This is a genomic window from Streptomyces sp. NPDC094034 (assembly GCF_040303865.1).
In the GTDB taxonomy this organism is placed as follows: domain Bacteria; phylum Actinomycetota; class Actinomycetes; order Streptomycetales; family Streptomycetaceae; genus Streptomyces.
Genome location: NZ_JBEOUD010000014.1, coordinates 71657 through 92027 on the forward strand (window position 1 = coordinate 71657; position 20371 = coordinate 92027).

Consider the following 20371-nt stretch of genomic DNA (forward strand, 5'->3'; position numbering starts at 1 on the left):
TCAGCAGCAGCCCGCGTCCCCGTCCCCGTCCCCATTCAGGTTCGCGCCCAGCGTCCGCTTGTTGCGTGCCGCGCGGTTCCGCTCACCCAGCAGTTCGTCGGCCGGATAGCCGACCTCCTCCAGGGTGAGCCCGTGCGGCCGTACGACATGCACCGCCGAGTCGCGCACCCCCGCCGCCAGCACCTTCGCCGGCCACTCCACGGGCCGGTGCCCGTCGCCCACGAACAGCAGCGCGCCCACCAGCGAGCGCACCATGTTGTGGCAGAAGGCATCGGCCCGCACGGTCGCGGTGATCACCCCGTACGCGTCACGCTCCCACTCCAGCCGCTGGAGGGTACGGATGGTCGTGGCGCCCTCGCGCCGCTTGCAGTACGCAGCGAAGTCGTGCTCGCCGAGCAGCCCCGCGGACGCCGCGTTCATCGCCGCCACGTCCAACGGCCAGTCGTGCCACAGCACATGACCGCGCAGCAGCGGATCGACACCCCCGGGATGATCGGTCACGCGGTAGGCGTAGCGCCGCCAGACGGCCGAGAAGCGCGCGTTGAAGCCCGGGGGTGCCTCGGTGACCTTCCAGACCCGTACGTCGTGGCTGAGCCGTCCCGCGAGCCGCCGCAGCAGCCGCTCCCGGTGCTCGGCCCACACGTCGTCCGGCAGATCGACATGCGCGACCTGTCCGCGCGCGTGCACGCCCGCGTCCGTACGTCCGGCGACGGTCAGCTCGTACGTACGCGACGATCGCGTCACCGTACGCAGCGCGTCCTCGATCTCGCCCTGCACGGTCCGCCGGGTCCGCTGCCTCGCCCAGCCGGAGAAGTCCTTGCCGTCGTACGACAGGTCCAGCCGTATCCGTACGTGTCCGGGCGCCGCGCCCTCGATGTCCTCGCTCACCTGACCCACCTGACCCACGTGCCCCACCTGTCCGCCCTTTCCATACAGAACGGGCCCGCCCCCAGAGGGAGCGGACCCGTCCGTCAGCCGTCAGAACGCTCAGGCGTCCTTGGACTCCGACTCGGCCTCGGCGGCCGGCTTGGCGTCCTCGACGGTCTCGGCCGGAGCCTCGTCCTTCTTGAGGGCGTCTTCCTTGACCGCGCGCTTCGTCGCCGCCTCGGCCTCACCGGTGGCCTGCTGCGCCACGGTCAGGGCCTCGACCAGCTCGATGACCGCCATCGGGGCGTTGTCGCCACGACGGTTGCCGATCTTGGTGATGCGCGTGTAACCACCGGGGCGGTTCTCGTACCGCGGGGCGATCTCGGTGAAGAGCGTGTGGACGACGCTCTTGTCCGTGATCGACTGAAGCACCAGACGACGGTTGTGGATGTCGCCCTTCTTCGCCTTGGTGATGAAACGCTCCGCGACCGGGCGCAGGCGGCGGGCCTTGGCCTCGGTCGTGGTGATGCGGCCGTGCTCGAAGAGCGACTTCGCGAGGTTCGCGAGGAGCAGCTTCTCGTGCGCGGCGCTGCCGCCCAGACGGGCACCCTTGGCGGGCTTCGGCATGGTGTATCTCCTTGTGTCTGCACCGGCCGTATCAGGTACCGGTGTCAGTTCCCGGACGGGCGATCGCCCGCCGGAACCCGGAGCTCACGCTCCGGAGGCGGTTCAGTACTGCTCGGTCTCCACGAACCCGGCGTCCGCGTCGTCGTCGGCGCCGAAGGCGTCCGCGGCGGCGGTCGGGTCGAATCCGGGCGGGCTGTCCTTGAGGGCCAGGCCCATGCCGGCCAGCTTCGCCTTGACCTCGTCGATCGACTTGGCACCGAAGTTACGGATGTCGAGCAGATCGGCCTCGGAGCGCGCCACCAGCTCACCCACGGAGTGGATGCCCTCGCGCTTGAGGCAGTTGTACGACCGGACGGTGAGCTCCAGCTCCTCGATCGGCAGGGCGAGATCGGCGGCGAGTGCCGCGTCCGTCGGCGAGGGGCCCATGTCGATGCCCTCGGCGTCGATGTTGAGCTCGCGCGCCAGACCGAACAGCTCGACCAGCGTCTTACCGGCGGACGCCATGGCGTCACGCGGCCGCATGGCCTGCTTGGTCTCGACATCGACGATCAGCTTGTCGAAGTCGGTGCGCTGCTCGACACGGGTCGCCTCGACCTTGTACGTGACCTTGAGCACCGGCGAGTAGATGGAGTCGACCGGAATCCGGCCGATCTCCTGGCCCACCTGCTTGTTCTGGACGGCGGAGACATAGCCGCGACCGCGCTCGACGGTCAGCTCCATCTCCAGCTTGCCCTTGCCGTTCAGCGTGGCGAGCACGAGGTCCGGGTTGTGGACCTCGACACCGGCCGGCGGGGCGATGTCAGCGGCCGTGACCAGGCCCGGGCCCTGCTTGCGCAGGTACATCACGACCGGCTCGTCGTGCTCCGAGGAGACGACCAGCTGCTTGATGTTCAGGATGAGGTCGGTGACGTCCTCCTTGACGCCCGGCACGGTGGTGAACTCGTGCAGGACACCGTCGATCCGGATCGACGTGACCGCCGCGCCGGGGATCGAGGAGAGGAGCGTACGCCGAAGGGAGTTGCCGAGCGTGTAGCCGAAGCCCGGCTCCAGCGGCTCGATCACGAACCGCGAGCGGTATTCGTCGACGACCTCTTCGGTCAGCGAGGGACGCTGAGCGATAAGCATGGTTGATGCCTCCAGTCTTGGCACCCGCTATTTGATGCCAACAGAACAAGGGTACGGGCGGCACGGCACCGAAGCGCCGTACCGCCCGCGAGCCGTTCCCCTGCGCGGGGAAAGGGTCAGACGCGGCGGCGCTTCGGGGGGCGGCAGCCGTTGTGCGGGGTGGGGGTGACGTCCTGGATCGAGCCCACCTCCAGGCCGGTGGCCTGGAGCGAACGGATCGCGGTCTCACGGCCGGAGCCGGGACCCTTGACGAAGACGTCGACCTTGCGCATGCCGTGCTCCTGCGCGCGACGGGCGGCCGACTCGGCGGCCATCTGCGCGGCGAAGGGGGTGGACTTGCGCGAGCCCTTGAAGCCGACGTGGCCGGCGGAGGCCCAGGAGATCACATTGCCCGAGGGGTCGGTGATCGAGACGATCGTGTTGTTGAACGTGCTCTTGATGTGGGCGTGCCCGTGAGCGACGTTCTTCTTTTCCTTGCGGCGCACCTTCTTGGCAGCGCCCTGACGACCCTTGGGGGGCATCTATTTCTCCTACAGGGAGGTGGTCGGTCCTACAGCGAAGACCGCTGATGAGCGTCCGCTGAGGACTACTTCTTGCCCGGCTTCTTCTTACCGGCGATGGCGCGACGCGGGCCCTTGCGGGTACGAGCGTTCGTGCTGGTGCGCTGTCCGTGCACCGGCAGGCCACGGCGGTGACGCAGACCCTGGTAGCAGCCGATCTCGACCTTGCGGCGGATGTCGGCGGCGATCTCGCGACGGAGGTCACCCTCGGTCTTGAGGTTGGCGTCCACATACTCGCGGATCTTGACGAGGTCTTCCTCGGCAAGGTCGCGGACACGGATGTTCGGGTCGACGCCAACGGCGGCGAGGGTCTCCTTGGACCGGGTGCGCCCGATACCGAAGACGTAGGTGAGGGCGACCTCGACGCGCTTTTCGCGCGGGAGGTCAACGCCTGCGAGGCGTGCCATTCATGGCTCCTGATGATGTCGGAGGTCTTCCGCAGTGCCGTTCCCGGCTGCCGGTCCCTCCCTTTACGGGAGCGATACGGTCCGGGTCCCCGGCCTCCGCCGGAGGTGTCGGTCCCACCGGGTGGGAGCCGGACACTGCGTCATTACGAGTTTGCTCGCGTCGCGCGAAGTACTGCGAGAGGCAGGTGGTCTTGCGTCAGCCCTGGCGCTGCTTGTGGCGCAGGTTGTCGCAGATGACCATGACCCGGCCGTGACGGCGGATCACCTTGCACTTGTCGCAGATCTTCTTGACGCTCGGCTTGACCTTCATGGGATTGAGGTTCTCCGGGTCAGTGCGGGCATCCCGCGAGGGATGTCAGCAAGATCTACTTGTATCGGTAGACGATCCGGCCACGCGTCAGGTCGTACGGAGAGAGCTCCACCACGACCCGGTCATCGGGGAGGATACGGATGTAGTGCATCCGCATCTTGCCGCTGATGTGCGCGAGGACCTTGTGACCGTTCTGCAGCTCCACCTTGAACATGGCGTTCGGGAGGGACTCGATCACGGTGCCCTCAATTTCGATGGCACCTTGCTTCTTGGCCACGCTTCGCCCTTCGAATCGGCTACCTTGATCGATTCTGGCAGCCGCATGAGGACACACGGGTACACCAGAGCCGACGCGTCAGTCTACGGGAGCGCACTCGAAAAGACGAATCCGTTCAGTTTGCCCACCGGAGGAGATTTTTAAGCCGGCGGGGCCGCGGCTGCGCCGGCCTCCGGATACAGCGGCCCCCCGGCATTCAGGCCAGCGGGTCCGGAGCCGCCGTGATGCCCAGTTCGGCGAGCTTCGCCCTGCCCCCGTCGGGGGCGGTCAGGACCAGCGGGCCCTCCTCGGTCAGCGCCACGGAGTGCTCCCAGTGCGAGGACCAGGTGCCATCGGTCGTGACAACCGTCCACTCGTCCTCCAGCACCTCCGTACGCGCTGTTCCGAGCGAGACCATCGGCTCGATCGCCAGGCAGAAGCCCGGGACCAGCTTCGGTCCCTTGCCGCGCTTGCGGGAGACATAGTTCAGCAGATGCGGGTCCATGTGCATCTCGGTGCCGATGCCATGGCCGCCGTAGTCCTCGATGATCCCGTACTTGCCGCCGCCGGGGCGGGGCTGTCTGCGGATGTATGTCTCGATCGCTCGGGACACATCCACCAGCCGGTTGCCGCCGCGCATCGCCGCGATCCCGGCCCACATCGACTCCTCGGTCACCCGGGAGAGTTCGACCAGTTCCGGAGCGTGACCGGTGCCGACGAACGCCGTGAAGGCCGCGTCGCCGTGCCAGCCGTCGATGATCGCTCCGGCGTCGACGGAGATGATGTCGCCGTCCTTGAGGACGGTCCTGTCGTCCGGGATGCCGTGGACGACGACCTCGTTGACCGAGGTGCAGATGGTCGCGGGGAACCCGCCGTACCCGAGGAAGTTCGGCTTGGCGCCGTGCTCGGCCAGTACCTTGCGGGCGACCTGGTCCAGATCCCGGGTGGTGGCGCCGGGCACCGCCGCCTCGCCGGTGGCCGCGTGCACGGCGGCGACGACCAGTCCCGCCTCACGCATCTTCGCGATCTGCTCGGGGGTCTTGATCTGCACCATGCCTGTTGCCTTCCACCTGTCTGTGACTGATCAGATACGACCTGCTCAATACGTCCGCTTCACACGGACCGCTCAACAGTAAGGCCGTGGCGTCCGAGGGACGCCACGGCCGTACTTGGTACCGCTGCACTACTGGGACCTACGCGGCCCGGCCCCGCTCCAGCGCCGCCATCGCACGCTCGGTCACTTCGGTGACCTTGCCGAGCGCGGAGATCGTCACCACCAGACCCTGGGCCCGGTAGTGGTCGATGATCGGCTCGGTCTGCGTGTGGTAGACCTCAAGCCGGGTCCGCACGGTCTCCTCGGAGTCGTCGTCCCGCTGGTACAGCTCGCCGCCGCAGATGTCACAGACACCCTCCGTCTTCGGCGGGCTGTACGTGACATGGAAGACATGCGCGCTGTCGTTGCGGCAGACCCGGCGCCCCGCGATGCGTGTGACGACCTCGTCCTCCGGGACCTCCAGGTCCAGCACCGCGTCCAGCTTCACGCCGTCCTGCGAGAGGGCCTCGTCCAGCGCCTTCGCCTGCGAGACATTGCGCGGGAAGCCGTCCAGCAGAAAGCCGTTGACGGCGTCCGGCTGGGCCATCCGCTCCTGTGCCATCGCGATGGTCACCTCGTCGGGCACCAGGTTCCCGGCGTCCATGTACGACTTCGCGAGCTTGCCGAGGGTCGTGCCCTGGCTGATGTTGGCTCGGAAGAGGTCGCCCGTGGAGATGTGCGGGACCTTCAGGTTCTTGGCGAGGTACGCGGCCTGCGTTCCCTTGCCGGCACCGGGCGGCCCGACGAGGACGATTCGCATCAGCGGAGGAACCCTTCGTAATTACGCTGCTGAAGCTGGCTCTCGATCTGCTTCACGGTTTCCAGACCCACACCCACGATGATGAGGATGCTCGTCCCGCCGAACGGGAAGTTCTGGTTCGCACCGCCGAAGCCTGCCAACGCCATCGTCGGGACGAGAGCAATCAGACCCAGGTACAGCGAGCCCGGCCAAGTGATCCTGTTGAGCACGTAGCTCAGATACTCGGCAGTAGGTCGACCTGCCCGGATACCCGGGATGAACCCACCATACTTCTTCATGTTGTCGGCAACTTCTTCGGGGTTGAAGGAGATGGCCACGTAGAAGAAGGCGAAGAACACGATCAGCAGGAAGTACGTCGCGATGTAATACGGGTGGTCACCCTTGACGAAGTGCGCTTCGATCCAGGTCTTCCACGCGGAGTTCCCACTGGAGAACTGCGCGACCAGCGCCGGGATGTAGAGCAGCGACGACGCGAAGATGACAGGGATCACACCCGCCTGATTCACCTTCAGCGGGATGTACGTGGACGTACCGCCGTAGGACCTGCGGCCGATCATGCGCTTCGCGTACTGGACGGGGATCCGGCGCTGCGCCTGCTCGACGAAGACGACCAGGCCCACCATCACGAAGCCGATCAGAATGACCGTGCCGAACTCGATCCAGCCCTTGGCGAGCGTGCCGCTCTCCTTGATGGCCCACAGCGCGCCGGGGAAGCCGGCGGCGATCGAGATGAACATCAGGATGGACATGCCGTTGCCGATCCCGCGGTCGGTGATGAGCTCACCGAGCCACATGACGGCGGCGGTGCCCGCGGTCATGGTGATCACCATGGTGACGGTGACGAAGATCGACTGGTCGGGCACGATCTCCGAGGCGACCGGACAGCCGCTGAAGAGCGCGCCGCTCCGGGCGGTGGCGACCAGGCCGGTGCCCTGGAGCACGGCGAGGGCGACCGTCAGATAACGGGTGTACTGCGTGATCTTCGCCTGACCGGACTGGCCCTCCTTCTTGAGGGCCTCCAGCCTGGGGATGACCACGGTCAGCAACTGCAGGATGATGCTCGCGGTGATGTACGGCATGATGCCGAGCGCGAAGATCGTGATCTGCAGCAGCGCCCCGCCGCTGAACATGTTCACCAGACCGAACAGGCTGTTGTTGCCCTTCTGGGCCGCGTCGACACAGGTCTGGACATTCTCGTAACTGACGCCCGGTACCGGGACATGCGCCCCGAGCCGGTACAGCACGATGATGCCGAGTGTGAAGAGCAGCTTCTTGCGCAGGTCGGGCGTCTTGAACGCCCGGGCGAACGCGGTGAGCACGGTGCCTCCTGCGACCCCCGCGCTACTGCGTCAGAGGTGACGGTATTGAGGATCGACGGATACGGAACAAGCGATACAGCAACAATGCACGCCACCTTACCGGCGACAGTGCCCCCCTTGGAACGACCAACCGGGGATGCCCCTTTTGAGAGGCATCCCCGGTCGGATGTTCAGGCCATCGAGTTGTCTCAGACGAGCTCGGTGACGGTGCCGCCGGCGGCGGCAATCTTCTCCTTGGCGGAGCCGGAGACGGCGTCAACCGAAACCTGCAGCGCCACGGAGATCTCGCCCTGGCCCAGGACCTTGACGAGGCTGTTCTTGCGCACCGCGCCCTTGGTGACCAGATCGGCCACCGTGACCTCGCCGCCGTCGGGGTAGAGCGCGGCGAGCTTGTCCAGGTTCACGACCTGGTACTCGGTGCGGAACGGGTTCTTGAAGCCCTTGAGCTTCGGGAGACGCATGTGGAGGGGCATCTGCCCACCCTCGAAGCGCTCCGGAACCTGGTAACGGGCCTTGGTGCCCTTGGTACCACGACCTGCGGTCTTACCCTTGGACGCCTCACCACGACCCACACGGGTCTTGGCGGTCTTGGCGCCCGGGGCAGGACGGAGGTTGTGGACCTTCAGCGGGTTGCTCTCCGCCATGTCAGTCGACCTCCTCAACCGTCACGAGGTGGCGGACGGTGTGCACCATGCCGCGGAACTCGGGACGATCCTCCTTGACAACCGTGTCACTGACCCGCTTGAGGCCGAGCGAACGCAGGGTGTCGCGGTGGTTCTGCTTGCTGCCGATGTACGACTTCGTCTGCGTGATCTTGAGACGGGCCATTACGCACCCGCTCCCGCACGCGCACGGAGCAGAGCCGCGGGGGCGACGTCCTCAAGGGGCAGACCGCGGCGGGCCGCGATCTCCTCGGGACGCTGCAGGCCCTGAAGGGCCGCCACGGTCGCGTGCACGATGTTGATCGCGTTGTCCGAGCCGAGCGACTTCGACAGGATGTCGTGCACGCCCGCGCACTCCAGCACGGCACGCACCGGGCCACCGGCGATCACGCCGGTACCGGGGGAAGCCGGCTTGAGCAGGACGACGCCCGCGGCCTTCTCGCCCTGGATCGGGTGCGGGATGGTGCCCTGGATACGGGGGACCTTGAAGAAGTGCTTCTTGGCCTCCTCAACACCCTTGGCGATGGCGGCCGGCACCTCCTTGGCCTTGCCGTAGCCGACACCCACGGTGCCGTCACCGTCGCCCACCACGACCAGCGCGGTGAAGCTGAAGCGACGACCACCCTTCACAACCTTGGCAACGCGGTTGATCGCGACAACGCGCTCAACGTAAGCGGTCTTCTCGGCGGCAGCGCCACCGTCGCGACCCTTCCGGTCCCGCCGCTCGCCGCCACCGGCACCGCTTCCGCGGCGCTGGGGTCCAGCCATTGGATTTACCTCTCTCTGTTACGTCCGTTGGTCCCGGAACCGGGAGCTAGAACTTCAGCCCGGCTTCGCGGGCGGCGTCAGCCAGAGCGGCAATGCGCCCGGCGTACCTGTTGCCACCACGGTCGAACACGACGGCCTCGACGCCTGCGGCCTTGGCACGCTCGGCGACCAGGGCACCGACCTTCTGTGCCTGGGCGCTCTTGTCGCCCTCGCCACCCCGGATCGAGGTGTCCAGGGTCGACGCCGAAGCGAGCGTGTGGCCCGCGATGTCGTCGATGACCTGCGCGACGATGTTGCGGTTGGAGCGCGTCACGACCAGGCGAGGACGCTCCGGCGTACCGGAGACATGCTTGCGGACGCGGATGTGGCGACGCTTGATGGCGGCGCGCTTGTACGCGTCACCCTTAGCAATCTTGACACCGTATGCCATGGCTTACTTACCCGCCTTTCCGACCTTGCGGCGGATGACCTCGCCCGCGTACTTGACGCCCTTGGCCTTGTACGGGTCGGGCTTCCGCAGCTTGCGGATGTTAGCGGCGACCTCGCCGACCTTCTGCTTGTCGATGCCCTCGACGGTGAACTTCGTGGGCGTCTCGACCTTGAAGGTGATGCCCTCGGGGGCCTCGATGAGGATCGGGTGGCTGTAGCCCAGGGCGAACTCCAGGTTGGAGCCCTTCGCCTGGACGCGGTAGCCGACTCCGCTGATTTCGAGCGCCTTGACGTATCCCTGGGTCACGCCGGTGATCATGTTCGCCACCAGCGTGCGGGACAGGCCGTGCAGGGCCTTGTTCTGACGCTCGTCGTTCGGGCGCAGCACCTGAAGGGTGCCGTCCTCGCCCTTGGTGACCTCGATCGGCGCGGCGACGGTGTGCGAGAGGGAGCCCTTGGGGCCCTTCACGGCGACCGTACGGCCATCGATGGTGACGTCCACACCGGCGGGAACCTGGATGGGGAGCTTGCCGATTCGCGACATGAGCTATTCCTCCGTTCCCGACTACCAGACGTAGGCGAGGACTTCCCCACCTACGCCCTTCTTGCTGGCCTGCTGGCCGGTCAGGAGACCGTGGGACGTGGAGATGATGGCCACGCCCAGGCCGCCGAGAACCTTCGGCAGATTGGTGGACTTCGCGTACACACGCAGACCCGGCTTGGAGATGCGCTTGATGCCGGCGATCGAACGCTCGCGGTTCGGGCCGAACTTCAGCTCCAGGACGAGGTTCTTGCCGACCTCGGCGTCCTCGACCTTCCAGCCGGTGATGAAGCCCTCCTGCTGGAGGATCTCCGCGATGTGCGACTTGATCTTGCTGTGCGGCATCACGACTTCGTCGTGGTACGCCGAGTTCGCGTTGCGCAGACGCGTGAGCATGTCTGCGATGGGATCAGTCATGGTCATGAATTGGCCTTCGGCCTCTCTCGCCGGGGTTTCCTGTATGCGCCATCCCTCTCCCCGATCAGAGCCGGGACGGGTGCGGTGCGGGGACCTACGGCGTAGTAAGTCTGATTTGGACGACGGGCGCCCAACCCCACAAGCCTACGGCATATGAGGGAGGGCTCCCGCCAACCAATTGCTTACCGAGAGCTTCGGGTGGTCCTGAAAAGCAGGACTACCAGGAGCTCTTGGTGACGCCCGGCAGCTCGCCGCGGTGGGCCATCTCACGAAGGCACACACGGCACAGGCCGAACTTGCGGTAGACGGAGTGGGGACGGCCGCAGCGCTGGCAGCGGGTGTAACCGCGCACACCGAACTTCGGCTTGCGGGCGGCCTTAGCGATCAGAGCCTTCTTCGCCACGGTCAGTTCTCCTTGAACGGGAAGCCGAGGTGACGAAGGAGGGCACGACCCTCGTCGTCGTTGGTCGCCGTGGTGACCACGGTGATGTCCATGCCCCGGACCCGGTCGATCTTGTCCTGGTCGATCTCGTGGAACATGACCTGCTCCGTGAGACCGAAGGTGTAGTTGCCACGGCCGTCGAACTGCTTCGGGGACAGACCGCGGAAGTCACGGATACGCGGCAGCGCGAGCGACAGCGTACGGTCCAGGAACTCCCACATGCGGTCACCGCGGAGGGTGACGTGGCAACCGATCGGCTGGCCCTCGCGCAGCTTGAACTGCGCGATGGACTTCCGGGCCTTGGTGACGGACGGCTTCTGGCCGGTGATCGTGGTGAGGTCCTTGATGGCGCCCTCGATCAGCTTGGAGTCGCGGGCGGCGTCGCCCACACCCATGTTGACCACGATCTTGACGAGACCGGGGATCTGCATGACGTTCTCGTACGAGAACTCCTCACGCAGCTTTCCGGCGATCTCCTCGCGGTAGCGCAGCTTCAGACGCGGCGCGGTAGTGGTGGCAGTCATCAGATGTCCTCACCGGTCCGCTTGGCAACGCGGATCTTGTTGCCCTCGTCGTCAAAGCGGTAGCCGACGCGGGTGACGACCTTCTTGCCGTCCTTCTCCACCACCAGCTGAACGTTGCTGACGTGGATGGGGGCTTCGGTGGTCACGATGCCGCCGGTCTGCGAACCGCGAGCCGTCTGGCCGGCCTTGGTGTGCTTCTTGACCCGGTTGACACCCTCGACGAGAACACGGTCCTGCGTGGGGTAGGCCACGATGACCTTGCCCTGCTTGCCCTTGTCCTTACCGGTGATGACCTGAACCAGGTCGCCCTTCTTGATCTTCATGCTTACAGCACCTCCGGCGCGAGCGAGATGATCTTCATGAACTTCTTCTCGCGCAGCTCACGGCCCACCGGGCCGAAGATACGGGTGCCACGAGGGTCGCCGTCGTTCTTCAGAATGACAGCGGCGTTCTCGTCGAAGCGGATGTACGAGCCGTCCGGACGGCGGCGCTCCTTGACGGTGCGAACGATGACCGCCTTGACGACGTCACCCTTCTTCACGTTGCCACCGGGGATCGCGTCCTTGACGGTGGCGACGATGACGTCACCGATACCCGCGTAGCGGCGACCCGAGCCACCGAGAACACGGATGGTGAGAATTTCCTTCGCACCCGTGTTGTCGGCGACACGCAGTCGCGACTCCTGCTGGATCACGTCTATCTCCTGATCGTCTGCCGGTTCCCCGGGGGCCGATCACTCGGCCCCCGGAGCCTGGCGGAACTAGTCCGAGGGAAATGCCCTGCTGGCAAACCCCTCAGGGATTACTTGGCCTTTTCGAGGATCTCGACGATGCGCCACCGCTTCGTGGCGGACAGCGGCCGGGTCTCCATCAGGAGGACGCGGTCGCCGATGCCGGCGGTGTTCTGCTCGTCGTGCGCCTTGAGCTTGTTCGTACGGCGGATGACCTTGCCGTACAGGGCGTGCTTGACACGGTCCTCGACAGCGACGACGACGGTCTTGTCCATCTTGTCGCTGACGACCAGACCCTCACGGGTCTTGCGGAAGCCGCGCTCGGTCGTGGCGTTGGTCTCGGTCACGTTGCTCTCAGTCATCAGGCGCTCTCCACCGTCTCGATGCCCAGCTCGCGCTCACGCATCAGGGTGTAGATCCGCGCGATGTCCTTGCGCACGAGCTTCAGCCGCCCGTGGTTTTCGAGCTGACCCGTCGCCGCCTGGAAGCGGAGATTGAACAGCTCTTCCTTGGCTTCGCGAAGCTTCGCGAGAAGCTCCTCGTTGCCCAGTTCGCGCAGTTCGGACGCCTTGGTCACGGCCGCCATCACGCCTCACCTGCCTCGCGCCGAACGATCCGGCACTTCATCGGAAGCTTGTGAGCAGCGCGGGTAAGCGCCTCACGCGCAATCTTCTCGTTCGGGTAGGACAGCTCGAACATCACCCGACCGGGCTTGACGTTCGCGATCCACCACTCGGGGGAACCCTTACCGGAACCCATGCGGGTCTCGGCAGGCTTCTTGGTGAGCGGACGGTCCGGGTAGATGTTGATCCAGACCTTGCCGCCACGCTTGATGTGACGGGTCATCGCGATACGAGCGGCCTCGATCTGACGGTTCGTCACATACGCGGGGGTCAGCGCCTGGATGCCGTACTCGCCGAACGCAACCTGCGTCCCACCCTTGGACATCCCGCTGCGCTTCGGGTGGTGCTGCTTGCGGTGCTTGACCCTACGGGGGATCAGCATGTCGGTCAGGCCTCCGTTCCGCCGGTAGAAGAGGACGTCGCCTCAGCGGCCGGAGCAGCGGCGGCGTCGGCCTTGGGGGCCTCGGCTGCCGGGTTCTGCTGCGGCTTGCGGCCACGGCCGCCACGCTCGCCACCGCGGCCACCACGGCCGGCGGGACGGTCGCTGCCACCACCACGGGCCGGACGGTTGCCGGCGCGGGCCGCGGCGTTCTCGGCGCGCACCTCGGCGATGTTCTTGACGTCGCCCTTGTAGATCCAGACCTTCACACCGATACGGCCGAAGGTCGTCTTGGCCTCGAAGAAGCCGTAGTCGACGTTCGCACGGAGCGTGTGCAGGGGCACGCGGCCCTCGCGGTAGAACTCCGAGCGGGACATCTCGGCGCCGCCGAGACGGCCACCGCACTGGATCTTGATGCCCTTGGCGCCCGCCTTCATCGTCGACTGCATGCTCTTACGCATGGCGCGACGGAAGGAGACACGCGAGGACAGCTGCTCGGCGACGGCCTGGGCCACCAGCTGAGCGTCCACCTCGGGGTTCTTGACCTCAAGGATGTTCAGCTGGACCTGCTTGCCGGTCAGCTTCTCCAGCTCGCCACGGATACGGTCGGCCTCGGCGCCGCGGCGGCCGATGACGATGCCCGGACGCGCGGTGTGGATGTCAACGCGGACGCGGTCGCGGGTGCGCTCGATCTCCACCTTGGAGATGCCGGCCCGCTCCATGCCCTTCGTCATCATGCGACGAATGGCGACGTCTTCCTTGACGTAGTCCTTGTACAGCTTGTCGGCGTACCAACGGGACTTGAAGTCCGTGGTGATACCGAGTCGGAACCCATGCGGGTTAACCTTCTGGCCCATTACCGGGTTCCTTCCTTGCTGCTGACGACCACGGTGATGTGGCTGGTCCGCTTACGGATCCGGTAGGCACGGCCCTGGGCACGCGGACGGAACCGCTTCAGGGTCGGGCCCTCGTCCACGTACGCCTCACTGATGACCAGCGAAGAGGCGTCGGTGTGGTCGTAGTTGTGCGCGGCGTTGGCAATGGCGCTGTCCAGCACCTTGCCGACCGGCACGCTCGCGGCCTGCGGGGCGAAGCGCAGGACCGCCTGAGCCTCCGTGGCGTCCATGCCACGGATGAGGTCCACCACGCGGCGGGCCTTCATGGGCGTGACGCGGATGTACCGCGCCTGGGCCCTGGCTTCCATGGTTGTCCCTTCGGTGTAAGTCATAGTCAGTCACCCCGCGTTAGCGGCGCTTCGACTTCCGGTCGTCCTTGACGTGGCCGCGGAAGGTGCGAGTCGGCGAGAACTCGCCGAGCTTGTGGCCGACCATGGACTCGGTGACGAACACCGGGACATGGATCTTGCCGTTGTGCACCGCGATCGTGTGGCCCAGCATGGCCGGGACGATCATCGAGCGACGGGACCAGGTCTTGATGACGTTCTTGGTGCCTGCTTCGTTCTGGACGTCCACCTTCTTGATCAGGTGGTCGTCGACGAAGGGCCCCTTCTTGAGACTGCGCGGCATCTGAACCCGCTCCTAGCGCTTCTTGTTCGTCTTGCGGCGGCGGACGATGTACTTGCTGCTGGCCTTCTTCGGCGAGCGAGTACGACCCTCCTTCTGACCCCACGGGCTGACCGGGTGGCGTCCACCGGAGGTCTTGCCCTCACCACCACCGTGCGGGTGGTCAACCGGGTTCATCGCGACACCGCGGACGGTCGGGCGCACGCCCTTCCAGCGCATACGGCCGGCCTTGCCCCAGTTGATGTTCGACTGCTCGGCGTTGCCGACCTCGCCGATGGTGGCGCGGCAGCGGACGTCGACCAGCCGGATCTCACCGGACGGCATACGAAGGTGGGCCATGGAGCCCTCCTTCGCCAGCAGCTGCACGGAGGCACCCGCGGAGCGGGCGAACTTCGCGCCGCCGCCGGGCCGCAGCTCGATGGCGTGGATGGTCGTACCGACCGGGATGTTGCGCAGCGCCAGGTTGTTGCCGGGCTTGATGTCGGCGGCCGGACCGTTCTCGACACGGGCGCCCTGCGCCAGGCCACGGGGGGCGATGATGTAGCGCTTCTCGCCGTCCGCGTAGTGCAGCAGCGCGATGCGCGCGGTGCGGTTCGGGTCGTACTCGATGTGCGCGACCTTGGCCGGCACGCCGTCCTTGTCGTGACGACGGAAGTCGATCACTCGGTAGGCGCGCTTGTGTCCACCACCCTGGTGGCGAACGGTCACACGACCGGCGTTGTTACGGCCGCCCTTGCTGTGCAGCGGGCGGACCAGCGACTTCTCCGGCGTGGACCGCGTGATCTCGACAAAGTCGGCGACGCTGGAGCCACGACGGCCCGGGGTCGTCGGCTTGTACTTGCGGATACCCATTGTCTCTCAGTCCTCGGAAGAATTCCGGATCCTGGACGTCTCGACCTCCGTCAGGAGGTCGGGCCGCCGAAGATGTCGATACGGTCGCCCTCTGCGAGGGTCACGATGGCGCGCTTGGTGTTCGCGCGCTTCCCGAAACCGGTGCGGGTGCGCTTGCGCTTGCCCTGGCGGTTGATCGTGTTGACCCCGGTGACCTTGACCGAGAAGACCGCTTCCACGGCCTGCTTGATCTGGGTCTTGTTGGCGGTGGGCAGCACGATGAACGTGTACTTGTTCTCGTCGAGCAGCGCGTAGCTCTTCTCGGACACCACGGGCTTGACGAGAACGTCACGCGGGTCGTCGAAGGTCTTGCTGGTGATCTCGGCCATCAGGCTTCGCTCCCTTCGGTCTCTACGGCCTTGGAGGGGCCAGACACGAAAGACTCGAAGGCGGCCTGGGTGAAGACCACGTCGTCGGAGACGAGCACGTCGTACGTGTTCAGCTGGCCCGGCGCCAGGATGTGCACCTGGGGCAGGTTGCGGGCGGACAGCCACGCGGCCTCGTCGGACCTCTCGGCGACCAGCAGCACGTTCTTGCGCTCGCTGATCTTGCCGATCAGGGTCCGGGCGGCCTTGGTGGACACCGCGTCCTCGACCAGGCCGGAGACGACGTGGATACGAGAGTGACGGGCCCGGTCGGTGAGGGCACCGCGCAGGGCGGCGGCCTTCATCTTCTTGGGGGTCCGCTGCGAGTAGTCACGCGGCACGGGGCCGTGGACGACGCCACCACCGGCGAACTGCGGAGCGCGGGTCGAACCCTGACGGGCGCGGCCGGTGCCCTTCTGGCGGTACGGCTTCTTGCCACCGCCGCGGACTTCGCCGCGGGTCTTGGTCTTGTGCGTGCCCTGTCGGGCAGCGGCCAGCTGGGCGACAACGACCTGGTGGATCAGCGGAATGCTGACCTTCGCGTCGAAGATCTCCGAGGGGAGCTCGACGGTCCCGGCCTTGTCGCCTGCCGGCGAAAGGATGTCAACGGTGCTCATCAGTTACCTCAGGCCCCCTTGGCCGCGGTACGGACCAGGACGAGGCCGCCGTTCGGACCAGGAACCGCGCCCTTGATCAGGAGCAGGCCCTTCTCCGCGTCAACGGCGTGAACGGTCAGGTTCTGGGTGGTGACCCGCTCGTTGCCCATGCGGCCCGCCATGCGGAGGCCCTTGAACACACGGCCCGGGGTGGCGCAGCCACCGATGGAGCCGGGAGAGCGGTGCTTGCGCTGGGTGCCGTGACCGGCGCCGAGGCCCTTGAAGTTGTGACGCTTCATGACACCGGCGAAGCCCTTGCCCTTGCTCTTGCCCGTGACGTCGACCTTGACGCCGGACTCGAACGTGGCGGCGGTGATCTCCTGGCCGAGCGTGTACTCGCCGGCGTCGGAGGTGCGGAGCTCCACCAGGTGGCGGCGGGGGGTCACGTCGGCCTTGGCGAAGTGACCCTTGAGGGGCTTGTTCACCTTGCGCGGGTCGATCTCGCCGAAGGCGATCTGGACCGACTCGTAGCCGTCGGAGTCATTCGTACGGACCTGGGTAACAACGCAGGGCCCGGCCTTGACGACGGTCACCGGGACGACACGGTTGTTCTCGTCCCAGACCTGGGTCATGCCGAGCTTCTCGCCCAGGACACCCTTGATCTGCTTTGCCATCTCTTCCGCGCCTCTCAGAGCTTGATCTCGATGTCAACGCCGGCCGGAAGGTCCAGGCGCATCAGCGAGTCAACGGTCTTGGGCGTCGGGTCGAGGATGTCGATCAGGCGCTTGTGCGTGCGCATCTCGAAGTGCTCGCGCGAGTCCTTGTACTTGTGCGGCGACTTGATGACGCAGTACACGTTCTTCTCAGTGGGCAGCGGCACCGGGCCCGCGACCGACGCACCAGTACGCGTCACCGTCTCGACGATCTTCTTCGCCGAGGAGTCGATGACCTCGTGGTCGTAGGCCTTGAGCCGGATGCGGATCTTCTGTCCCGCCATGGCTGCTTCGTAGTCCTGTCTCTCGTAACGCTCTGGAACCCGGTAGCTCCGCGCCCCGCTCCGACCCACGCGGTCGGGCGTGTCGCATCCTCGCCAATGAAAATCTCCCGAAGGAATTTCCCTGCCAAGGGGTACGGTCCTGCTGACCGCGAGCCGGGGCCGGGCCGCGATATCGCGATTGGCCACCGGGCGCCTGGCCGGAGCCCCGCTGACGCTTCCCGGAAGATTCCCGTACGTCCGCCCCAGCGCTGCCCCGAGGGGCAGTTGGGACGACGAGTACTGTGGGACTCGCTTCCGGTCCTCCCGGCGGGAGGCGCGCAGCATCGGCACTCAACCGAGCAACCTGAACAGTGTGCCATAGGGGCCCCAGCCCTGGCCAATCGCGGCCGGAAAGGGTACCCCACGCTCGGATCGGTCAAGCATGCCGCGCCCGGGTCGTGTGTCGACGCGACGGTTCGCGACGCCCCCGGCGCGTAGCGTGACGCCCCCGGGTCCCCGGAGCCGCTGCCGGAACGCCCGGCGGCCGGTCCGCGACCCCCGTCCTTCCTCTCGCCGTGACCACCGCGACCCCTGAGTTTCCCGACCGCGATCGGTAGGCTCACGGGGGTCAAGTCGGCCGCGGTGCACGGGGAGTGGGGACTTCGGTGAAAGCTCTGGCGGTCGGCGACCCACGACACGTGGGTCCGTACCGGATCACGGGCCGACTGGGCGCGGGCGGGATGGGCGTGGTCTACCTCGGGTCCTCCCCGGGCGGGCGAGAGGTGGCCGTGAAGGTCATCCGGCCCGAGTTGGCGGACGAACCGGGATTCCGGGAACGGTTCGCACGCGAGGCCTCGGCGGCTCAGTCCGTCAGCGGGGCGTTCACCGCCGCCGTGGTCGGCGCGGACCCGCATGGAGACGCGCCGTGGCTGGCCACGCTGTATGTGCGCGGGCTCTCGCTCGCCGAGGCGATCGCGCGGCACGGCACACTGCCCGAGTGGTCGGTGTGCGGGCTGGGTGCCGGACTGGCCGAGGCGCTCCAGGCCATCCACGCCGCGGGGCTGATCCATCGCGACCTGAAACCCTCGAACGTACTGCTGGCCGCCGACGGACCGCGCGTGATCGACTTCGGAATCGCGCGGGAGGCGGGTGCCGAACCGCTCACGAGCACCGGTCTCATCGTCGGCACGCCGGGGTTCATGGCGCCCGAGCAGTTCATCCGCCGGCCGGTCGGAACGGCCGCCGATGTGTTCTGCCTGGGCGCGGTGCTGGCCTTCGCGGGCACCGGGCAGGGACCGTTCGGCACCGGCTCGTCGCACGCGATGGGCTATCGCGTCGTCCACGAGGAGCCGGATCTGACGGGGCTGCCCGCACGCGTACGGGCCGTGGTGGCGCGGTGCCTGGCCAAGGATCCAGCGGCCCGGCCCACGGTTCCCGAACTGCTGGCGGAGCTGGCCGGGCTTGTGGCGTCGGGTCCGGGTCCGGATCCCGACCCGGACCCGGAGGAACGGGACGCGACGAGCGCCCGGCCGCGTGGCGTGACTCTCCCCCTGCGGGGGGCTCTCTGGCTGCCCGCGCCGCTCGCGGACGCGGTCGACCGGGCGGGCACGGAGACCGTCGAGCCACCACCCACCGTCGGGCCACCACCCACCGTCGGGCCGTCAGCCACCGCGGACTCGGTGCCCGATGCGGATCCGGTGCCCGCCGAGCCCTCTCCAGCCGCCGAGCCGACCTCGACCGCTGGTCCGTCCCCGACCGCCGACAGGGTTGGCGCCGGTTCACCGGAGTCGCGGTCCCCGGGGTCGCGGCCCCCGGAGTCGCGGCCCCCGGAGTCACGGAATCACACCATCTCTCCGCGCCCGGCGGGCTCGGACCCGAGCTGGGTGCGCAGACACCGGACCAAGCTGCTGATCAGCTGTCTGCTTCTCGGAGCCGTCGGCATTCTCTCGCCCCGCATCGGTGCGTGGATCACCGACGGCTCCGACGCGAACGATGTCCCCGGCGATGTCCCCGGCTCCAGCTCGGGCTCGTCCCCGGAGGCCTCCGCGTCGAGGGCCTTCGAGTGCGCCGAAAAGAGCGGGGCGCTCCTGGGCTCCGGTTCGTCCGCCCAGAAGAGCGCCGTGGACGCGTGGATCAAGGAGTACACGGCGGCCTGTCCCGACGCCCTGGTCAACTACAACGCCATCGGCTCGGGCGGCGGTGTCTCCGAGTTCCTGGCGGGCACCACCGCCTTCGCGGGCTCCGACGCCACGCTCAAGCCCATCGAGTCCGCCGCGTCCAAGAAGGTCTGCGAGGACGGCTCGGCGATCAATCTGCCGATGCTCGGCAGCCCGATCGCCATCGCCTACAACATCCGCGGTGTGGACGACCTCGTCCTGGACGCTCCGACCATCGCGAAGATCTTCGACTCGAAGATCACGAAGTGGAACGACGCCGCGATCAGGGAGCTGAACCCCGGCGTCACCCTGCCCGCCACGACGATCCAGGCGTTCCACCGCAGCGACGAGTCCGTCACCAGCCGCGCGCTGGGCGACTACCTGAACGCCTCGGCCCCGGCCGAGTGGCCGTACGAGTCCGGAACGGGATGGCCCGGCTCCGGCGGACAGTCCGCCCAGGGTTCCTCCGGCGTCGCCGCCCAGATGGCGCTGGTCTCCGGCTCGATCGGCTACTTCGATCTGTCCTACGCGACCATGAACGGCGAGAAACTGAACACCGTCAGGATCAGTACGGGCGCCGCGGAGCCCGTCGAGGCGAACACGAAGAACGCGTCCGAGGGCCTGGGCACCGCCGCGATCGTCGGTACGGGCAAGGATCTGGCCCTCGCGCTCGACTACACGACCAAGGCCGAGGGCGCGTACCCGCTTCTCTATGTGACCTACGAGATCGTCTGCGACAAGGGCACCGCTCCCGGCAAGCTCGGCACCTTGAAGTCCTTCCTGAGCTACACCAGCGGCGAGGAGGGGCAGCGGACCATCAGCGGCATGGGGTACGCGCCGCTGCCCTCCGCACTCACCGCCAAGGTCCGCGAGTCCGTCCGTACGATCAGCTGAGCCCGGGCCCGAGCAGAACGTCCGGCGCGGCCGTGGCTGGCCTGATGGTGCGCCACGTGAGCCGGAAAGGCTCTGGGAAAGCGCTCTCCATCGGAGCAGTCTTGGCCCCGACCGAGCCACCCCCTGCTCGA

The 20371-nt window shown here is 67.1% G+C and carries 32 protein-coding genes and 1 pseudogene; 2 read left to right on the forward strand and 31 right to left on the reverse strand.

The window, feature by feature from the left end:
* The 31 genes from truA to rpsJ all read right to left on the reverse strand — a co-directional run bounded on the left by truA (position 1) and on the right by rpsJ (position 17211).
* Positions 1-888 (reverse strand): tRNA pseudouridine(38-40) synthase TruA, encoded by an 888-nt coding sequence (gene truA / locus ABTZ59_RS15330; RefSeq protein ID WP_351396481.1) that lies wholly within the window; start codon positions 886-888, stop codon positions 1-3.
* 99 nt (positions 889-987) lie between these two features.
* On the reverse strand, positions 988-1494 hold the full coding sequence (gene rplQ / locus ABTZ59_RS15335; protein WP_351396484.1) for a 50S ribosomal protein L17: 507 nt from the start codon (positions 1492-1494) through the stop codon (positions 988-990).
* A gap of 102 nt (positions 1495-1596) precedes the next feature.
* Positions 1597-2619 carry a DNA-directed RNA polymerase subunit alpha gene (locus ABTZ59_RS15340; RefSeq protein ID WP_003956430.1) on the reverse strand — a complete coding sequence of 341 codons (1023 nt, stop codon included), beginning with the start codon at positions 2617-2619 and terminating at the stop codon, positions 1597-1599.
* Between the two features lie 116 nt (positions 2620-2735).
* A complete protein-coding gene (gene rpsK / locus ABTZ59_RS15345; protein ID WP_003956432.1) occupies positions 2736-3140 on the reverse strand; it encodes a 30S ribosomal protein S11 in 405 nt (134 codons plus the stop codon).
* 65 nt (positions 3141-3205) lie between these two features.
* Positions 3206-3586: a 30S ribosomal protein S13 gene (gene rpsM, locus ABTZ59_RS15350; RefSeq protein ID WP_129770852.1), complete on the reverse strand. Its 381-nt coding sequence runs from the start codon at positions 3584-3586 to the stop codon at positions 3206-3208.
* Between the two features lie 196 nt (positions 3587-3782).
* Positions 3783-3896 carry a 50S ribosomal protein L36 gene (rpmJ, locus tag ABTZ59_RS15355; protein WP_003956441.1) on the reverse strand — a complete coding sequence of 38 codons (114 nt, stop codon included), beginning with the start codon at positions 3894-3896 and terminating at the stop codon, positions 3783-3785.
* A gap of 55 nt (positions 3897-3951) precedes the next feature.
* Positions 3952-4173 (reverse strand): translation initiation factor IF-1, encoded by a 222-nt coding sequence (gene infA / locus ABTZ59_RS15360; protein ID WP_003956442.1) that lies wholly within the window; start codon positions 4171-4173, stop codon positions 3952-3954.
* A gap of 196 nt (positions 4174-4369) precedes the next feature.
* Positions 4370-5206, reverse strand: a complete 837-nt coding sequence (map, locus tag ABTZ59_RS15365; protein WP_351396488.1) for a type I methionyl aminopeptidase — start codon at positions 5204-5206, stop codon at positions 4370-4372.
* A 139-nt stretch (positions 5207-5345) separates the two neighbouring features.
* The gene (locus tag ABTZ59_RS15370; protein ID WP_351396491.1) at positions 5346-6005 is read right to left on the reverse strand and encodes an adenylate kinase; all 660 of its coding nucleotides are present in this window, start codon (positions 6003-6005) and stop codon (positions 5346-5348) included.
* A complete protein-coding gene (gene secY / locus ABTZ59_RS15375) occupies positions 6005-7324 on the reverse strand; it encodes a preprotein translocase subunit SecY (protein WP_249948327.1) in 1320 nt (439 codons plus the stop codon). The genes ABTZ59_RS15370 and secY overlap by 1 nt, the downstream gene beginning before the upstream one ends.
* Before the next feature lie 188 nt (positions 7325-7512).
* A complete protein-coding gene (gene rplO, locus ABTZ59_RS15380; protein ID WP_351396495.1) occupies positions 7513-7968 on the reverse strand; it encodes a 50S ribosomal protein L15 in 456 nt (151 codons plus the stop codon).
* Between the two features lies 1 nt (position 7969).
* On the reverse strand, positions 7970-8152 hold the full coding sequence (gene rpmD / locus ABTZ59_RS15385; protein ID WP_066943591.1) for a 50S ribosomal protein L30: 183 nt from the start codon (positions 8150-8152) through the stop codon (positions 7970-7972).
* Entirely contained in the window at positions 8152-8754 is a 603-nt protein-coding gene (gene rpsE / locus ABTZ59_RS15390; protein WP_030351447.1) for a 30S ribosomal protein S5, read from the reverse strand. The genes rpmD and rpsE overlap by 1 nt, the downstream gene beginning before the upstream one ends.
* A 46-nt stretch (positions 8755-8800) precedes the next feature.
* Positions 8801-9184, reverse strand: a complete 384-nt coding sequence (gene rplR / locus ABTZ59_RS15395) for a 50S ribosomal protein L18 (RefSeq protein WP_114659653.1) — start codon at positions 9182-9184, stop codon at positions 8801-8803.
* A 3-nt stretch (positions 9185-9187) separates the two neighbouring features.
* Entirely contained in the window at positions 9188-9727 is a 540-nt protein-coding gene (gene rplF / locus ABTZ59_RS15400; protein ID WP_351396500.1) for a 50S ribosomal protein L6, read from the reverse strand.
* Positions 9728-9748: 21 nt separating this feature from the next.
* Positions 9749-10147: a 30S ribosomal protein S8 gene (gene rpsH / locus ABTZ59_RS15405; protein ID WP_046504649.1), complete on the reverse strand. Its 399-nt coding sequence runs from the start codon at positions 10145-10147 to the stop codon at positions 9749-9751.
* A gap of 211 nt (positions 10148-10358) precedes the next feature.
* A complete protein-coding gene (locus ABTZ59_RS15410) occupies positions 10359-10544 on the reverse strand; it encodes a type Z 30S ribosomal protein S14 (RefSeq protein WP_003948630.1) in 186 nt (61 codons plus the stop codon).
* A gap of 2 nt (positions 10545-10546) precedes the next feature.
* On the reverse strand, positions 10547-11107 hold the full coding sequence (gene rplE, locus ABTZ59_RS15415; RefSeq protein ID WP_030351443.1) for a 50S ribosomal protein L5: 561 nt from the start codon (positions 11105-11107) through the stop codon (positions 10547-10549).
* Positions 11107-11430 carry a 50S ribosomal protein L24 gene (gene rplX, locus ABTZ59_RS15420; protein ID WP_249948330.1) on the reverse strand — a complete coding sequence of 108 codons (324 nt, stop codon included), beginning with the start codon at positions 11428-11430 and terminating at the stop codon, positions 11107-11109. The genes rplE and rplX overlap by 1 nt, the downstream gene beginning before the upstream one ends.
* Positions 11431-11432: 2 nt before the next feature.
* Positions 11433-11801, reverse strand: coding sequence for a 50S ribosomal protein L14 (gene rplN / locus ABTZ59_RS15425; protein ID WP_003974257.1), 369 nt, complete (start codon positions 11799-11801; stop codon positions 11433-11435).
* A gap of 107 nt (positions 11802-11908) precedes the next feature.
* Entirely contained in the window at positions 11909-12199 is a 291-nt protein-coding gene (gene rpsQ / locus ABTZ59_RS15430; protein ID WP_351396506.1) for a 30S ribosomal protein S17, read from the reverse strand.
* Positions 12199-12423 (reverse strand): 50S ribosomal protein L29, encoded by a 225-nt coding sequence (rpmC, locus tag ABTZ59_RS15435; protein ID WP_129770858.1) that lies wholly within the window; start codon positions 12421-12423, stop codon positions 12199-12201. Before rpmC ends, rpsQ begins: the two co-directional genes overlap by 1 nt.
* Entirely contained in the window at positions 12423-12842 is a 420-nt protein-coding gene (rplP, locus tag ABTZ59_RS15440) for a 50S ribosomal protein L16 (RefSeq protein ID WP_072485538.1), read from the reverse strand. The genes rpmC and rplP overlap by 1 nt, the downstream gene beginning before the upstream one ends.
* A 5-nt stretch (positions 12843-12847) precedes the next feature.
* Positions 12848-13696: a 30S ribosomal protein S3 gene (gene rpsC, locus ABTZ59_RS15445; RefSeq protein WP_351396510.1), complete on the reverse strand. Its 849-nt coding sequence runs from the start codon at positions 13694-13696 to the stop codon at positions 12848-12850.
* Positions 13696-14043 carry a 50S ribosomal protein L22 gene (gene rplV / locus ABTZ59_RS15450; protein ID WP_004571827.1) on the reverse strand — a complete coding sequence of 116 codons (348 nt, stop codon included), beginning with the start codon at positions 14041-14043 and terminating at the stop codon, positions 13696-13698. Before rplV ends, rpsC begins: the two co-directional genes overlap by 1 nt.
* Before the next feature lie 40 nt (positions 14044-14083).
* Positions 14084-14365, reverse strand: a complete 282-nt coding sequence (rpsS, locus tag ABTZ59_RS15455; protein ID WP_030351437.1) for a 30S ribosomal protein S19 — start codon at positions 14363-14365, stop codon at positions 14084-14086.
* Positions 14366-14377: 12 nt separating this feature from the next.
* Positions 14378-15214 (reverse strand): 50S ribosomal protein L2, encoded by an 837-nt coding sequence (gene rplB / locus ABTZ59_RS15460; RefSeq protein ID WP_129770859.1) that lies wholly within the window; start codon positions 15212-15214, stop codon positions 14378-14380.
* Between the two features lie 50 nt (positions 15215-15264).
* The gene (rplW, locus tag ABTZ59_RS15465; protein ID WP_351396514.1) at positions 15265-15582 is read right to left on the reverse strand and encodes a 50S ribosomal protein L23; all 318 of its coding nucleotides are present in this window, start codon (positions 15580-15582) and stop codon (positions 15265-15267) included.
* Entirely contained in the window at positions 15582-16235 is a 654-nt protein-coding gene (gene rplD / locus ABTZ59_RS15470) for a 50S ribosomal protein L4 (RefSeq protein WP_351396517.1), read from the reverse strand. The genes rplW and rplD overlap by 1 nt, the downstream gene beginning before the upstream one ends.
* Before the next feature lie 8 nt (positions 16236-16243).
* Positions 16244-16888, reverse strand: coding sequence for a 50S ribosomal protein L3 (gene rplC, locus ABTZ59_RS15475; RefSeq protein ID WP_249948335.1), 645 nt, complete (start codon positions 16886-16888; stop codon positions 16244-16246).
* A 14-nt stretch (positions 16889-16902) separates the two neighbouring features.
* On the reverse strand, positions 16903-17211 hold the full coding sequence (gene rpsJ, locus ABTZ59_RS15480; RefSeq protein ID WP_003948644.1) for a 30S ribosomal protein S10: 309 nt from the start codon (positions 17209-17211) through the stop codon (positions 16903-16905).
* A 677-nt stretch (positions 17212-17888) separates the two neighbouring features.
* Here rpsJ and ABTZ59_RS37385 point away from each other — a divergent pair.
* Together ABTZ59_RS37385 and pstS are read left to right on the forward strand one after the other, a co-directional pair.
* Positions 17889-18632 (forward strand): annotated as a pseudogene (locus tag ABTZ59_RS37385) (serine/threonine-protein kinase); the annotation flags it as partial.
* Positions 18633-19094: 462 nt separating this feature from the next.
* Entirely contained in the window at positions 19095-20240 is a 1146-nt protein-coding gene (gene pstS / locus ABTZ59_RS37390) for a phosphate ABC transporter substrate-binding protein PstS (protein WP_503002907.1), read from the forward strand.
* The last annotated feature ends 131 nt before the right edge of the window (positions 20241-20371 follow it).

Bases quoted from the DNA above. Each gene is read 5' to 3' on its own strand.
- rplR (WP_114659653.1), bottom strand. From the start codon at position 9,184: ATGGCATACGGTGTCAAGATTGCTAAGGGTGACGCGTACAAGCGCGCC.
- rplD (WP_351396517.1), bottom strand. From the start codon at position 16,235: ATGAGCACCGTTGACATCCTTTCGCCGGCAGGCGACAAGGCCGGGACC.
- rplE (WP_030351443.1), bottom strand. From the start codon at position 11,107: ATGACTGCCACCACTACCGCGCCGCGTCTGAAGCTGCGCTACCGCGAG.
- rplC (WP_249948335.1), bottom strand. From the start codon at position 16,888: ATGGCAAAGCAGATCAAGGGTGTCCTGGGCGAGAAGCTCGGCATGACC.
- rpsQ (WP_351396506.1), bottom strand. From the start codon at position 12,199: ATGACTGAGAGCAACGTGACCGAGACCAACGCCACGACCGAGCGCGGC.
- ABTZ59_RS15370 (WP_351396491.1), bottom strand. From the start codon at position 6,005: ATGCGAATCGTCCTCGTCGGGCCGCCCGGTGCCGGCAAGGGAACGCAG.
- rplW (WP_351396514.1), bottom strand. From the start codon at position 15,582: ATGGCCGAGATCACCAGCAAGACCTTCGACGACCCGCGTGACGTTCTC.
- rpsJ (WP_003948644.1), bottom strand. From the start codon at position 17,211: ATGGCGGGACAGAAGATCCGCATCCGGCTCAAGGCCTACGACCACGAG.
- rpsH (WP_046504649.1), bottom strand. From the start codon at position 10,147: ATGACCATGACTGATCCCATCGCAGACATGCTCACGCGTCTGCGCAAC.
- rpsS (WP_030351437.1), bottom strand. From the start codon at position 14,365: ATGCCGCGCAGTCTCAAGAAGGGGCCCTTCGTCGACGACCACCTGATC.
- rplX (WP_249948330.1), bottom strand. From the start codon at position 11,430: ATGAAGATCAAGAAGGGCGACCTGGTTCAGGTCATCACCGGTAAGGAC.
- map (WP_351396488.1), bottom strand. From the start codon at position 5,206: ATGGTGCAGATCAAGACCCCCGAGCAGATCGCGAAGATGCGTGAGGCG.
- rplP (WP_072485538.1), bottom strand. From the start codon at position 12,842: ATGCTGATCCCCCGTAGGGTCAAGCACCGCAAGCAGCACCACCCGAAG.
- rplO (WP_351396495.1), bottom strand. From the start codon at position 7,968: ATGGCGGAGAGCAACCCGCTGAAGGTCCACAACCTCCGTCCTGCCCCG.
- rplQ (WP_351396484.1), bottom strand. From the start codon at position 1,494: ATGCCGAAGCCCGCCAAGGGTGCCCGTCTGGGCGGCAGCGCCGCGCAC.
- rpsC (WP_351396510.1), bottom strand. From the start codon at position 13,696: ATGGGCCAGAAGGTTAACCCGCATGGGTTCCGACTCGGTATCACCACG.
- rpmD (WP_066943591.1), bottom strand. From the start codon at position 8,152: ATGGCCCGTCTCAAGATCACGCAGACGAAGTCGTACATCGGCAGCAAG.
- rpmJ (WP_003956441.1), bottom strand. From the start codon at position 3,896: ATGAAGGTCAAGCCGAGCGTCAAGAAGATCTGCGACAAGTGCAAGGTG.
- rpsK (WP_003956432.1), bottom strand. From the start codon at position 3,140: ATGCCCCCCAAGGGTCGTCAGGGCGCTGCCAAGAAGGTGCGCCGCAAG.
- rpsE (WP_030351447.1), bottom strand. From the start codon at position 8,754: ATGGCTGGACCCCAGCGCCGCGGAAGCGGTGCCGGTGGCGGCGAGCGG.
- rplB (WP_129770859.1), bottom strand. From the start codon at position 15,214: ATGGGTATCCGCAAGTACAAGCCGACGACCCCGGGCCGTCGTGGCTCC.
- ABTZ59_RS15340 (WP_003956430.1), bottom strand. From the start codon at position 2,619: ATGCTTATCGCTCAGCGTCCCTCGCTGACCGAAGAGGTCGTCGACGAA.
- rpsM (WP_129770852.1), bottom strand. From the start codon at position 3,586: ATGGCACGCCTCGCAGGCGTTGACCTCCCGCGCGAAAAGCGCGTCGAG.
- rplF (WP_351396500.1), bottom strand. From the start codon at position 9,727: ATGTCGCGAATCGGCAAGCTCCCCATCCAGGTTCCCGCCGGTGTGGAC.
- rpmC (WP_129770858.1), bottom strand. From the start codon at position 12,423: ATGGCGGCCGTGACCAAGGCGTCCGAACTGCGCGAACTGGGCAACGAG.
- rplV (WP_004571827.1), bottom strand. From the start codon at position 14,043: ATGGAAGCCAGGGCCCAGGCGCGGTACATCCGCGTCACGCCCATGAAG.